Origin of the sequence: Sphingobium sp. EM0848 (assembly GCF_013375555.1) — a bacterium.
Lineage (GTDB): Bacteria > Pseudomonadota > Alphaproteobacteria > Sphingomonadales > Sphingomonadaceae > Sphingobium.
Map to the genome: position 1 here is coordinate 607,434 of NZ_JABXWB010000001.1, position 13,876 is coordinate 621,309.

Here is a 13,876-nt window from a genome sequence, read left to right on the forward strand (position 1 = left end):
TCACGCTGCCCTGGTCATTTCGCTGGCGACCATCGCCGCCATGGCGTCGGTCACGCGGAAGCGTTCGCCATAGCGGTCGGCCAATGCGGCCGCCCGATTCAGGAACGCGGCGCGGCCGTACCAGTCGATGAACTGAAGCGCCCCGCCGGTGTGTGCGGGAAAGCCGAAAGCGAAGATGGAGCCGATATTGGCTTCGGCCTCGCTGCGCAGGACGCCTTCCTGGTAGCAGCGCAGCGTTTCGATGGACTGCCTGAAGAGCAGCCGGTCCCGAATATCCTGGCCCGGCACCGATCCGTCGCCCGATGCATAGGCGGACAGGCCTTCCCACAGCGATTTCGAGCCATCGTCATGATAGGTGTAGAAACCGCCGCCATATTGGCGCCCGCCACGGCCTTGCGCCAGAATGTCGAATGACACGGCGCGGGTCGCGTCCATGTCCGCCGGATAGCCGTTGGCGACGCCCAGCATCTCGTCGATACGGCCGTGGGTGCTCAACACCTTGCTCATCAGCAGGATGCTCGTTTCGTCGGCTACCGCGAGCGGGCCGACGGGCATGCCGGCTTTCCAGGCTTCACGCTCGATCTGAACAGGGGCAACGCCGTCGCGGATCAGCGCCGCGCCCTCGTCCGTGAAGGTGCCGAAGACGCGTGAGGTGAAGAAGCCGCGGCTGTCGTTGACGACGATCGGGATCTTGCCGATCTGCTTGACATAGTCATAGGCTGCGGCGGCGGTTGCGTCCGATGTCTGTTCGCCCCGGATGATCTCCACCAGCTGCATCTTGTCGACGGGCGAGAAGAAATGGATGCCGATGAAACGGCTGGGGTCCGGCACCGCCTTCGCCAGCAGTCCGACGGGGATGGTCGAAGTGTTCGTGCCGTAGATGCCGCGATCCGACAGGCTGCCGGAGGTTTCGGCGATGATCTTTTCCTTGAGCGCGATGTCCTCGAACACGGCCTCGATCACGATGTCGACACCCTGCATGTCGGCATAGTCGCCCGTGGGCGTGATCCGGCCGAGCAGGGCGCCCTTGTCGGCCTCGCTCATGCGTCCCTTGCGGATGCGGCCATCCGCGATCTTCGCCGAATAAGCCTTGCCCTTTTCAGCGGCCTCGACCGACAGGTCCTTGAGCGCCACGGGCAGATTGCGCGAAGCGTGCGCCCAGGCGATGCCCTGGCCCATCATGCCGGCGCCCAGAACGGCGGAGCTGGCGAATGTCGCCTGTTCGCCCTGCGGCCGGTTCGCGCCGTTCTTGATGCCGTTCATGTTCAGGAAGAAGGCGGTGATCTGCGCGCGCGCCTCCGGGCTGCGCACCAGCTTAACAAAGGCGCGGCTCTCCGTCTTGAGCGCGCTGTCGAAACCCATGCGCATCGAATTCACGGCGACGTCCAGGATGGCGGCAGGCGCGGGCATCAGCCCCCGCGTCTTCGCGATCAGCATCGTCGGCGCGATTGCGGCGATCTGGCGCACGGCATTGCTGTCGGCATTGCCGCCGGGATAGGCAAAACCCCTCCGGTCCCAGGGCTGGGTCGCGGCTTCGGGATTGGCCTTGATCCACTGCTTCGCGGCAGGGATCAATTCTTCGGCCGTGTCGACCAGCGCATCGACGATGCCGATCTTGTAAGCCTTGGCCGCCGGCATGGTGGTACCTTCGAGAAGCAGCGGCAGCGCCTTTTCAAGGCCCAGCAACGCCACCATGCGCACAACGCCGCCCGCGCCGGGAATAAGGCCGAGCGTGACTTCGGGCAGACCGACAAGCGTTTTGGGGCTGTTCAGCGCCACCCGATAATTGCAGGCGAGCGCGATTTCGAAGCCGCCGCCCAGCGCTGCGCCGTTGATCGCGGCGGCGACCGGCACGGGGAGCCGTTCCAGCCTGCGCAGGAAGGACTTTGCGGTCTGGACCTTTTCGAATTCCTGTTCCGGCGTCTTGCCGCCTTTCAGCATTTCCTTGAGGTCGCCGCCGGCGAAAAAGGTCTTCTTTGCGGACGCGAAAATGACGCCGGACAGTCCTGCCTCGCGCTCCAGCCGGTCGAGCGTCTCGGTCATGCCGACATTATAGGCCGCGCCCATCGTGTTGGCCGACTGGTCGAACATATCCATGGTGACGGTCACGATGCCGTCGGCGTCCTTTTCGTAGATAAAACCGTTCATTGTCGTCATTCCTTCGATCAGACGCGCTCGATGATGGAGGCGATGCCCATGCCGCCGCCCACGCACATGCACAGCAGGCCGCGCTTCAGCGAGCGCCGCTCAAGTTCGTCGAGAACGGTCGAGACCAGGCAGCCCCCCGTCGCGCCGAGCGGGTGACCCAATGCGATGGCGCCGCCGACGACGTTCAGCTTTTCGTCGGGAACATCCAGATCCTTCTGAAGCAGCAGCGCGACCGAGGCGAAGGCTTCGTTGATCTCGACCAGATCGATGTCGTTCATGGTGAGCCCGGCCTTTTCCAGCGCCTTTTTGGAAGCCGGACCCGGTCCGGTCAGCATGATGACGGGATCGGTCGCCAGCACGGCGGTCGAAACAACGCGACCGCGCGGGGTCAGGCCGATGTCCCTGCCGGCCTTCTCGCTGCCGAGCAGGACGAGGGAGGCGCCATCGACGATGCCCGAACTATTGCCGGGCGTATGCACATGGTTGACGCGTTCCAGCCCGACATATTTGGACAGGGCGATATCGTCATAGCCCATCTTGCCCATGCCGGCGAAGCTGGCCTTGAGTGCGCCCAGCGTCTGCATGTCCGTATGGGGCTTGATGAAATCGTCGCGTTCCAAAATGGTCAGGCCGCTTTCGTCGCGCACGGGCACCACCGAACGGTCGAACCAGCCATTGTCGCGGGCATAGGCGGCCTTGCGCTGGGAACCCACCGCGAACGCGTCGCAATCGTCGCGGGAAAAGCCGTTCATCGTGGCGATCAGATCGGCGCCTATGCCCTGCGGCACGAATCCGGTGGCGATGTTGGTGGCAGGGTCCTCGAACGCGCCGCCGTCGGCGCCCATAGGCGCCCGGCTCATGCTTTCAAAGCCGCCCGCGCAGACAAGATCTTCCCAGCCCGACGCGATCTTGGCCGCCGCCGTGTTGAAAGTGTCGAGACCCGATGCGCAAAATCTGTTGACCTGCGCGCCCGGCACGCTTTCGTCCCAGCCCGCCTTCATCAGCGCCAGCTTGGGTAGCACGGCACCCTGCTCCAGCGTGGGGGTGACGCATCCCAGAATAACGTCGTCGACCCGGGCGGTGTCCAGGTCGTGGCGTTGCTGCATTTCGTTCAACAGCGTCGTTACCAGGTCGATCGGCTTGCACTCGTTGAGCGAACCATCGCTCTTGCCCTTTGACCGGGGCGTGCGGATCGCGTCGTAGATGTAGGCGGTGTTGGCCATTTTCTCTCCGAGTGTAAGATAGTCTCTACGCGTCTTCTTCCGTTGGCAGGCAGTGTCATGCAAGACAGGCAAGGCGACATTACATACGCAATGGCTTTTCAGCCTCGCCGATGCGGATCAGGGTCGTGATGGATGATGGCAAGGTCATGATTTCGATTTTCGCTGGCATGGATCGAGGCCAGACTGAACTGGTTTCCGATCCTACGGAATCGGTAAACATCAGAGCCATAGAGCCGGCAAGCGAGAGGAAAAACCGATGGGACGTGTTCAGGACAAGGTCGTCATCGTCACTGGCGCAGGCGGCGGATTGGGCGAAGCAAGCGCGCGTCTGCTCGCCCGGGAGGGGGGCAAAGTCATCCTCACGGATATCGATGAGGGCAGGGGAGCGCAGGTCGCCCGCGACATCGGCGAGCCGGCGCTGTTCCTGAAGCGCGACGTGCGCGATGAGGCCGGCTGGGAATCGTTGGTCGACGAAGTATGTGGTCGTTTCGGAAAACTGGACGTGCTGGTCAACAATGCCGGCGTCACGCGAATGGGCTTTCCCGACGACACAAGTTTGGAGGATTTTCGCTTCATCTACGCGGTCAATGTCGAGGGAACATTCCTCGGTTGCAAGCATGCGATCAGGGCGATGGCGCGATCTGAAGGAGGATCGATCATTAACATATCGTCCATCGGCGGATTGACCGGGACGTTCGGCACCACCGCCTACAGCGCCGCGAAAGGGGCCGTGCGCGCCCTTTCCAGATCTGTAGCCGCCCATTGCGCGCAGGCGCGGCGCGGTATCCGCTGCAATTCCATCTATCCCGCCGCGATGGACACGGACATGGTTCGGCGGGGGGCGCAGGAACTGGAGGAAAGGGGCATCGCCATGCCGCCCACCATCGCCACGACCCTGGGTACGCCCAACGACATCGGCCATGCCGTCGTCTATCTGGCTTCGGACGAATCCCGTTTCATGAACGGGGCGGAACTGGTCATCGACAATGGCATAACCTCGACGCCCGGGCAGGTGCCATAAACAACCAGCGAAGGGCGTCGGGATAGGCCGGGCGCTGCCGGGCCTATCCCGTGCATAGCCCGTCAGGATCGGGTGAAGCTTCCGCCGTTGCTCGCCTTTTCCCGCAGCAGGGCGGCCGGGGCAAAGGCTTCGCCATAGCGTTCGGCCATCGTGTCGAGTGCAGCGACGATCTTCGGCAAACCGACCATGTCGGCCCAGAACATGGGGCCCCCGGTGTAGACCGGCCAATTATATCCCAGGATGCAGGCGACATCGATGTCCGACGCGCGGATCGCGACGCCTTCTTCCAGGATGCGGGCGCCTTCGTTGACGACGGGATAGAGAAGGCGAGCGACGATCTCGTCCGCATCCAGCGGATCGGACTGTTCGATGCCCTTTGCCGCAGCCAGATCGGCAATGACCTTCGCCGCGACCGGGGATGGCGTCGGCCGACGCTTTTCGTCATAGTCGTAGAAGCCGCCATTCTTCTTTTGGCCGAGGCGATCGAGCGCCACCAGATCGCCCATCAAGGTCCGTTCCGACGAGCCGCGGCCCAGCACGTCCAGCCCGATCAGGTCGAGCATGGCGAAGGGCCCCATGGCAAAGCCATAGTCATAGATCGCCTTGTCCACGGCTTCGGGTGATGTGCCCTCAAGGATTACTGCGTCGGCCTGCCGTCCACGCGGCTCCATGATCCGGTTGGCGATGAAGCCATGGCATACCTTGCTGACGACCGGAACCTTGCCGATCGTCCTGGCCATCTTGACGGCGGTCGCCAGAATGACGTCGCGCGTCTGCTTGCCCCGCACGATTTCCAGCAGGCGCATCACATTGGCGGGCGAGAAGAAATGCAGGCCGATCACATCGCCCGGACGGGACGTCGCGGCGGCGATTTCGTCCAGATCCAGGAAGGACGTGTTGGAAGCGAGAATGGCGCCTTTTTTCGCGACCTGATCGAGCTTGGCAAAAATCTCCTTCTTGACGTCCATGCGCTCAAACACGGCTTCGATGACCAGATCCACGTCCGCCAGCGCGGCGATGTCGGTGGACGGCTGGATCAGGGCCATGCGCTGTTCGACCTGTTCCTGGGTCAGGCGGCCCTTCTTCGCGGTGTTTTCATAGTTGCGGCGAATGACGGAAATACCCCGGTCCAGCGCCTCCTGCGACATTTCCACCAGCGTCACCGGGATGCCGGCGTTGAGGAAATTCATCGAAATCCCGCCGCCCATCGTGCCGGCCCCGATCACGCCTACGCTCTTTATCGGGAGGGTAGCGATGTCATTGGCAAGATCGGGAATTTTCGACGTCTGCCGTTCCGCGAAGAAATAATAGCGTTGCGCGGCGCTTTCGGACGAATCGTGCAATTCGCGGAACAGCTCCCTTTCGCGCTTCAGCCCTTCCTCGAACGGCAGGTCTACCGCCGCCTGCACCGCGCGGACAATGTTGCCCGGCGCCTTGAAACCCCTGAAACCACGTGCATTCGCCTTGAGATAGTCGTCGAACAGTTCTGGCTTGCCCTTGAAGGGGTCGATCTTGTCCTGCCGGTCGCGAACGCGAGCGATGGCTTCGCCGCGCGCCAGGACGGTCCTTGCAAAGGCGACGGCGTCGGCGCGCAGTTCACCCTCCTGCGCCAGCGCATCGATCACGCCCAGCTCAAGGGCCTTTTTCGCATTGATCTGTCGGCCATTGGCGATCAGGTCGAGGGCGAGTTCGGGCCCCACGATCCGGGGAAGGCGCTGCGTCCCGCCTGCACCCGGCAGAAGGCCAAGATGCACCTCCGGCAAGCCAACCTTGGCGCTGGGCAAGGCAATGCGATAATTGCAGGTCAAGGCCACTTCCAGCCCGCCACCAAGCGCCGTGCCATGAATGGCGGCGAATACCGGCTTTCCGGCATCTTCTATGAGATGCAGAATATCGTGCAGGTCCGGCTTTTCCGGCGCCTTGCCGAATTCGGAAATGTCGGCACCGGCAAAGAAGGTGCGTCCGCCGCAGATTAGGACGATCGCGCGAATGTCGGCATCCGTTGAGAAACGGTCAAATCCCTCCGCAATCGCGCGGCGGACCGCAATCCCAAGGGCATTGACGGGCTTGGAATCGATCGTGACGATTCCGATTTCTCCGTCGCGATCATAGCTTGCGATCTCAGTCATTCATCCTCCAACAGCATCTTTGGCCCTGCGATGGGCGCAATATTCGGGTCGACGCCCGCATGGGCGCAATCGAGCCAAGGGAGTGGCGAGGGACGGCCGACCTGACAAGCGATTTGCCACAAGCCCCTGCGTCCCGCTCCATAAATTGCAGATGTGATGAATAGGTACTGGCAAGCCCGTCGGCTCTGGCGACATCACGAGCATGATCTTTGGTGCAGGGCCATCAATAAAATTGGATTGTCGATGTATGACTAAAGAAAGCCATAAGTACAGGGGAGGTGGAATTGTCGATTTTCAAGGTCGGAACGAGCGTTATTGCCTTTGCAGCCATATTTTCTCCCGCGCTTTGTGGGACTGCACTGGCGGAAACCTCATCCGGTAATCCGAACGAAACGCCGCAGCGCGCCGACGGCGGGGCAGGGTTGGGGGATATCGTCGTCACCGCGCGGCGGCGCGCGGAACGGCTTCAGGATGTGCCGGTCGCCGTGTCGGCCATCAGTGAGCAGAGACTTGCGGCGCTGCATGTCGTGCAGGCCGACCAGCTTCCCCAACTGGTACCCAATTTGCAGGTCGGTTCCTTCGCGGGGCAAAGCCAGCCGAACTTCACTCTGCGCGGCGTGGGCACCGCCAACCAGTTCAACGTGAATACCGCCCAGCCCATAGGCATTTATGTGGATGAGGTCTATCAGACCTTCCGCCCAACGCAGGGTGCGCAGATTTTCGACCTGGAGCGGCTGGAGGTCGTGCGCGGCCCTCAGGGCACATTGTTCGGCCGCAATACGACTGCAGGCGCGATCAGTTATATTACGCGCAAGCCGACGCTTGACGGCAATCCGGACGCTTATGTGAAGGCCGGCATAGGGCGGTTCAGCCGCTTCGCGTTTGAAGCGGCGAGCGATTTCGAACTTGGCAGCGACATGGCGGCGCGCGCGGCCGTCATCTACCGCAAGGGGAAGGGGTCGGTCGAAAATGTGGGTGATGGCCCCGATTTCGCATCCGTCGACAGTTTCGGTGGGCGCTTGACGCTGCGCTGGCAACCCTCTGCCGATGTCGATGTCAATCTCACCGGCTTTTACAATCGTGACAATCCCGTACCGCCTGCATCCTTCTCTGTCGGGCTAGGGCCTGGCGGCACCAATCCCTACGGCTATTCCCGCAATGGCCTAGGCGACTTTCAGGCGGAATCGGATCACACCGGCCGTGTGAAGACCCACGCTGGGGGCGTGACCCTCAACGTCAATGTCAAGCTTGACGACGCCCTGTCGCTGGTTTCGGTAACATCCTACAGCAAGGCGAAGTTGCGGCAGCGTTCCGATCCTGATGGGTCGCCCTCCTTCATCCTGGGTTTCCATGGCAATGTCGATGGCGATCAGATGAGCGAGGATCTGCGCCTGAACTATGAATCGCCGGGGTTCAATCTGGTCGCGGGCGTCTATTATGGCCGGGACTATCAGAAGATCCGCAATCAGGTCGAATTCTATCCCTACACGCCGGCTGGCGGGATATTCCGGTATAATTTCGACCAGAGAAGGCAATCCTACGCCCTATATTCCGAGGCCAGCTATGAACTGGTTCCGCGCCTGACATTGGCGTTGGGCGGCCGATATACGCGTGACCGCAATCAGTTTTTCGATGCGCAGGCCTATCTGGTGGACAAGGATGTCGGCGGAACGCCGATCGTCATGACCATTCCGGCGAGCCTCACATTCGATCCCAATCTGTACGCCAAGCCCCTTGACAAGAAGGACGGATATTTTTCCGGCCGCGCGATTCTCAGTTACAAGGTTACGAACGATATTCTGCTTTTCGGCAGCTATTCGCGCGGCTGGCGTAGCGGAAACTTCAACGGACAGCCGCTCTTTTCCGAAGCGGAAATCCTCTACATCAAACCGGAGCGGGTCGATGATTTCGAACTGGGCCTGAAATCTTCCCTTTTCGACAGACGGCTGACCTTCAACCTAACGGCCTTCTACATGAAATATAAGCGGCAGCAGGTTCAGGACCAGATCGCCGTTGGATCGTCGCTGCTGACTACACTGCGCGGCTTTGACGGCACCATCAAGGGGCTGGAGGTGGAGAGCAATCTCAGGATTTCCGATGGGTTGAGCGCTTACGCCAATCTTGGCCTGCTCGACAGCAAATATGATGACGGTCAGGCGACTTTCGCGGGGCCGATTGGCGGAAATCCGTTCCCCTATGCGCCCGACATCACCGTGCAGGGCGGGTTCGATGCGCGGCTTTATGCGCGCGACGAGAGCGAAATCCATCTCTACGGCAATGCGTTCCATTCCGGCAAGTTCGCCTATACGCCCGAAGGCGCCGGCGTCCTGGTCGGCAATACCGTCTATTCGCATGGCGGGCGGCCTTATTGGCTGTTCGACGCGCGTCTGGCGTTCACGGTTCAGCGCAATTTCGAATTTTCGCTATGGGGCAAGAATCTGTCCAACGAACGCTATTTCCCCTTCTTCAGCAACACGCAGGCGCTGGGTTTCGACTTCGGCATCATCGGGGAGCGGCGGACCTGGGGAGCGGAGGTGAAATATTCCTTCTAGGCTTTCTGGGCAATGAAAGCGGCGAACGGTTCAGTTAGGGCGTTCGCCGCTTTGAAATCCGTCCGGATCAGGCGGGGGCGACCGCGTTTCCGCTGGCTTCCCGAACCCCTGCGTCCGCCGCGACCGGCCGGATGGTCACGGCAATGCCGTTATACACGGCATTGCCGCTTGGCGCGTCCAGTTCGCCCTCATCGGTCAATATGTTGAAATTCGGGCCGGGACGGCTGCTGGCGACCTGCGTGCGGCTGCGCTCGGCATAATGACCCCATCCGTGAGGCAGGCTGACCGATCCGCTACGCACGGTATCGGACAGCTGGACCGATACCGTGATGCTGTTGCCGGCCGTCGACATGTCCGCGCGGTCCCCATCCCGGATGCCCAACACTGCCGCATCATCCGGGTGCATCAGCAACTGGAACCGCTCCGGTCCCTTGGCCAGCGTCTCCACATTATGGAGCCAGCTGTTCATCGACCGGCGATCGCGCCGTCCGAACAGCAGGAAACGTCCGGCCTGTGGCATGGGTGGCGCGAAACGTCCTTCACGGCGCCAGTCGTTCAAACGGCGCAGGTCGTCGGCGATGGCGGCGGGCGCGAGGTCGATCATCCTGTCCGGCGTGCGGATCAGGCCGGGCAGTCGGCCCGCGGGCGCCGCGCCCAGCATGATGCCATCGGGTTCCTGGCGCACCTTTGCCAGGGACAGTCCCTCAGGCCTCATGCCGAAACGGTCACCGAAATCGCCCAGTCGCACGAGCAGGTCGAAAATCTTCTCGCTGCCCGTTGCACCGTCAAGCCGCGCAAAAATGACGTCGGGCGTCAATTCCCCATCATAGTCGAACATGGCCATAGCCTGCGTCACAAGCGCCATCAGATGCGCCTGTTCGACTTCGGCCCTCGGTTTGTCGAGCAGCCTTGCGGCCAGTTCGATCGCGATGTCGCCGTCGGACGGGCGGTCGTGGGGCTTGGGCAGCACGGGCTGCGCGTAACGGACGAAGCTGTGCGGCATGAAGGCGCTGAACAGGAAGGTGAAGCTTGGCTTGCACAGGGTGTCGAGCGGCGGAATGATGATGTCGGCGTGGCTGCTGGTTTCATTGAGATAGGGATCGATCGCGACCATGAAATCGAGCGAGGCCAGGGCGCCTTCAATGCGCGGGCTGTTGGGAAAGGAGCGGGCGGGATTGCCCGCGATGCAGATGAGCGCGCGAATGCGGCCTGTTTCATCCCCCTCTATCTCTTCCGCCAGGGCGGCGGCAGGAAGCTGGCCCCCGATCTCTTGAAGCTTGCGGACACGCGTGTAGTAGCGGCCATAGGGCGGCTGATCGCCGACGAAAGGCGCGGAATAGAAGAGGTTGGGCACCACTGGCTTGGAAAATATCAGCCCCCCTTCGCGGTCGAGATTGCCCGACAGAATGTTGAGACAGCCGATCAGCCAGGCGCAGACCGATCCGAAAGGCTGGCATGATGCGCCGATGCGGCCATAGACTGCGGCGCCCTGGGCGGTTGCGATCTCGCGGGCCAATTGCCTGATGCGGGCCGACTCTATCCCCGTCTCGACAGCGATGGATTCGGGGGGATAGCCGTTCGCCAACCGCTGAAGAGCATCAAGGTTCCTGACCATGGGCGTCAGGCGGCCGAGGGAGACGAGCCCCTCGTCGAAGAAAGTGTGGATGAGGGCCAGCAAAAGCAGCGCGTCGCTTGCCGGATGGATAGCGATATGCTCGTCCGCCTGCTCGGCCGTTTCTGTCTTGCGCGGATCGACCACAATCATGCGCCCGCCGCGCGCGCGCATCTTGCCCAGCGCCTTGGGCAGCCCGGGGACGCTCCACAGGCTGCCGTTCGACACCATCGGATTGGCGCCGATGACGAGAAGGAAGGAAAGCCGGTCGATATCCGGAAGGGGATTGAGCCCTATGTCGCCCAGCATCGAGGCGTTGGCGAGCAGGCTTGGAAAGGCGTCGATGGAAGCGGCGGTGTAGAATTGCGTCGAACCGACGGCTGAGGCCAGCAGGCCGCCGAATATCAGCAGGTCGGGGCTGTGGCCGCCGGGATTGCCGAGATAGGTGGCGATCGCTTCGGCGCCGTGCTGGTTGCGAATACCGAGTAGTGCCTGACCGGCGATGTCGAACGCTTCCTGCCAGCTGATTTCCTCGAAGCGCGAGCCCGTACGCTTCAAAGGCATGCGCAGGACGTCGGGATCGCGGTTCAGGCCCAGCATCGCCTGTGACTTGGCGCAGACATAGCCGTGGCTATATTTGTCATCGCCATTGCCTTTTATGGCGATGACTTGATTGTCTTCGATCGTCGCCACGACGCCGCAATTCGCCTCGCAATATGGGCATGTCTTCTTGGCAAAGCTGATCAAAGCCGCTCTCCTGCGCAGAAGGGGCTGCCTTATGTCCCCTGTTTTGGACGGATGGTATCATTGCTATCGGTCAATGGCTGCGCGGACGACCTCTTGGTGTAAAAGCATCATCCATATGATGAAAGTCGTACCGATGGTCGATACGCCTTCGACTGCGCTATTCAGGCCTTAAGCTATATTTGAGATAGGAGATGTTATGCCCGACTATTTGAAATTCTACATCGACGGAGCCTGGGTCGATCCGGCCGAACCCAGAAAGCTGGACGTAATCAATCCGGCGACCGAGGAGCCGGTCGCAAGCATCTCCATAGGATCGGCGACCGATGTCGATCGCGCCGCCGCCGCTGCCCGGCGGGCCTTCGGCGCCTTCTCGCAAAGTAGCATCGAAAGTCGTGTCGCGCTGCTGGGCCGGATCGCCGAGGAGTATGAAAAGCGGAAGGAAGAGATGGCCAAGGCGATCACGTCCGAAATGGGCGCGCCTTCCTGGCTGTCCAGCCAGTATCAGGTCGCATTGGGGCTGGCCCATATCAAGACCGCTCACGCGATGCTCCAGAATTTCGCGTTCGAGGAACTTCGCGGTACGACCATGATCGTCAAGGAACCCATTGGCGTTTGCGGTCTGATCACGCCATGGAACTGGCCCATCAACCAGATCACGTGCAAGGTCGCGCCGGCACTGGCAGTGGGCTGCACGATGGTGCTCAAGCCGTCCGAAGTCGCGCCGCTCTCCGCCATGATCTTCGCCGAGATCTGCGATGCCGCCGGTGTCCCGGCGGGCGTGTTCAACCTGGTTAACGGCGACGGACCGGGTGTCGGAACGGCGATTGCCGGCCATCCGGAAATCGACATGGTGTCGTTTACGGGGTCCACCCGCGCCGGCATTCAGGTCGCTCAGACGGCTGCGCAGACCGTCAAGCGGGTTGCGCAGGAACTGGGGGGCAAGTCGCCCAATATCCTGCTTGACGACGCGAATTTCGAGGAAGCGGTGGCGGGCGGGATCGTCCGCATGATGTTGAATTCCGGTCAGTCCTGCAATGCTCCGACGCGAATGCTGGTGCCGGCGAGCCGGCTCGACGAGGTAAAGGCCATCGCGAAGAAGACGGCGGAATCGCTGACCGTCGGAAATCCCGAAGAGGAGGTCCGGCTCGGCCCCGTCGTGTCCGAAGTGCAATGGAATCGTATCCAGCAACTCATCGAAAAGGGTGTCGAGGAAGGCGCGACGGTCGTGGCGGGCGGGCCCGGACGGCCGGACGGACTGAAGCGCGGCTATTTCGTGAAACCGACCATCTTTGCCGATGTGACGCCCGACATGACGGTGGTTCGGGAGGAGATTTTCGGGCCGGTGCTGGTGATCCAGGCCTATGTGGATGAAGCCGACGCCATCGCGCTGGCGAACGATACGCCCTATGGGCTGGCCGCCTATATCCAGAGCGGCGATCCCGCCCGCGCCAATCGGGTGGCGCGGCAATTGCGCGCCGGTCAGGTGACGCTCAATGCGGCGGGCCTGGACTTCACGGCGCCCTTTGGCGGCTATAAGCAGTCCGGCAATGGACGCGAATGGGGCGACCATGGCTTTGCCGAATATCTGGAAACCAAGGCCATGCTGGGCCACGGATAAAGGGGGCGCGGGGCAGGGCCAGCCGGTCCTGCCCCGATGCAGTGGGGATCAGCCGCCGCGTGTCACGGGAATGAGGGCGCCGCTGATCGCGCCCGCCTCTGCCGAGCACAGGAAGGCGATGACATCGGCAATCGCCCTGGGCTTCACCCATGTGCTGGTGTCGGCGTCCGGCATGTCGCGCCGATTGGTCGGCGTATCGATGATGCTGGGCAGGACGGCGTTGACGGTGATGTCGCGGTCGGCAAATTCGGCGGCAAGCGTCTCAGTCAACCGATGGACCGCCGATTTCGATGCGGCATAGGCGCCCATGCCGGTGTCCGCTCGAAGTGCGGCGAATGCGCCGACATTGACGATCCGCGCGGCCGATTGGTTCAGCAGGAAGGGAAGGGCGGCTTTGATCGCATTCGCCGTCGTCTGAAGGTTCAATGCGTAGAGTTTCAGCCAGCTGGCAGGATCGCCATCCTCGAACTTCTGCCAGACAAAGCCGCCGGCGACATTGATAAGGGCGTCGATCCCGCCAAGCCGCTCCGCAGCTTCGCGAAGCGCCTGTTCCGCGGATGAAGGATCGGCCAGGTCGACATCGCCTATCGCCACGCCGCCTTCGGGCCATCCGGCAGGAACCGGCGCATAATCGATGCACGCGACTTGCACCCCGAACGATTGGAAACAGGCTGTTACTGCCTGACCCAGTGCACCAAATGCGCCTGTCACGACTGCCGACTTCACCATAAAACCTCCATTCAAACGCGAAACAATATTACACTGCTCCGCTACAATTCCGGGCAGGGGATTTGCCAGTCATCCGATGGATAGTGGATCGTCGCAG

The 13,876-nt window shown here is 61.9% G+C and carries 8 protein-coding genes; 3 read left to right on the forward strand and 5 right to left on the reverse strand.

The window, feature by feature from the left end:
• Together HUK73_RS02940 and HUK73_RS02945 are read right to left on the reverse strand one after the other, a co-directional pair.
• Positions 1-2,148: a 3-hydroxyacyl-CoA dehydrogenase NAD-binding domain-containing protein gene (locus HUK73_RS02940; RefSeq protein WP_176590562.1), complete on the reverse strand. Its 2,148-nt coding sequence runs from the start codon at positions 2,146-2,148 to the stop codon at positions 1-3.
• Positions 2,149-2,165: 17 nt separating this feature from the next.
• Positions 2,166-3,371 (reverse strand): acetyl-CoA C-acetyltransferase, encoded by a 1,206-nt coding sequence (locus HUK73_RS02945; RefSeq protein WP_176590563.1) that lies wholly within the window; start codon positions 3,369-3,371, stop codon positions 2,166-2,168.
• Positions 3,372-3,627: 256 nt separating this feature from the next.
• On the opposite strand from HUK73_RS02945, the gene HUK73_RS02950 reads away from it, so the two are divergent.
• Positions 3,628-4,392: a glucose 1-dehydrogenase gene (locus HUK73_RS02950; RefSeq protein ID WP_176590564.1), complete on the forward strand. Its 765-nt coding sequence runs from the start codon at positions 3,628-3,630 to the stop codon at positions 4,390-4,392.
• 62 nt (positions 4,393-4,454) lie between these two features.
• Here the strand turns inward: HUK73_RS02950 and HUK73_RS02955 are convergent, their stop codons facing one another.
• Positions 4,455-6,521, reverse strand: coding sequence for a 3-hydroxyacyl-CoA dehydrogenase NAD-binding domain-containing protein (locus tag HUK73_RS02955; RefSeq protein WP_176590565.1), 2,067 nt, complete (start codon positions 6,519-6,521; stop codon positions 4,455-4,457).
• A gap of 284 nt (positions 6,522-6,805) precedes the next feature.
• Between HUK73_RS02955 and HUK73_RS02960 the strand changes: the two genes are divergently transcribed.
• On the forward strand, positions 6,806-9,073 hold the full coding sequence (locus HUK73_RS02960) for a TonB-dependent receptor (RefSeq protein ID WP_176590566.1): 2,268 nt from the start codon (positions 6,806-6,808) through the stop codon (positions 9,071-9,073).
• Between the two features lie 67 nt (positions 9,074-9,140).
• Here the strand turns inward: HUK73_RS02960 and HUK73_RS02965 are convergent, their stop codons facing one another.
• Positions 9,141-11,432, reverse strand: coding sequence for a molybdopterin-dependent oxidoreductase (locus tag HUK73_RS02965; RefSeq protein ID WP_176590567.1), 2,292 nt, complete (start codon positions 11,430-11,432; stop codon positions 9,141-9,143).
• Between the two features lie 196 nt (positions 11,433-11,628).
• Here HUK73_RS02965 and HUK73_RS02970 point away from each other — a divergent pair, with 196 nt between their 5' ends.
• Positions 11,629-13,050, forward strand: a complete 1,422-nt coding sequence (locus HUK73_RS02970; protein ID WP_176590568.1) for an aldehyde dehydrogenase family protein — start codon at positions 11,629-11,631, stop codon at positions 13,048-13,050.
• Between the two features lie 48 nt (positions 13,051-13,098).
• Here HUK73_RS02970 and HUK73_RS02975 read toward each other — a convergent pair whose 3' ends face one another.
• Positions 13,099-13,779 carry an SDR family NAD(P)-dependent oxidoreductase gene (locus tag HUK73_RS02975; protein ID WP_176590569.1) on the reverse strand — a complete coding sequence of 227 codons (681 nt, stop codon included), beginning with the start codon at positions 13,777-13,779 and terminating at the stop codon, positions 13,099-13,101.
• Between the last annotated feature and the right edge of the window lie 97 nt (positions 13,780-13,876).

Bases quoted from the DNA above. Each gene is read 5' to 3' on its own strand.
- HUK73_RS02940 (WP_176590562.1), bottom strand. From the start codon at position 2,148: ATGAACGGTTTTATCTACGAAAAGGACGCCGACGGCATCGTGACCGTC.
- HUK73_RS02955 (WP_176590565.1), bottom strand. From the start codon at position 6,521: ATGACTGAGATCGCAAGCTATGATCGCGACGGAGAAATCGGAATCGTC.
- HUK73_RS02975 (WP_176590569.1), bottom strand. From the start codon at position 13,779: ATGGTGAAGTCGGCAGTCGTGACAGGCGCATTTGGTGCACTGGGTCAG.
- HUK73_RS02945 (WP_176590563.1), bottom strand. From the start codon at position 3,371: ATGGCCAACACCGCCTACATCTACGACGCGATCCGCACGCCCCGGTCA.
- HUK73_RS02950 (WP_176590564.1), top strand. From the start codon at position 3,628: ATGGGACGTGTTCAGGACAAGGTCGTCATCGTCACTGGCGCAGGCGGC.
- HUK73_RS02970 (WP_176590568.1), top strand. From the start codon at position 11,629: ATGCCCGACTATTTGAAATTCTACATCGACGGAGCCTGGGTCGATCCG.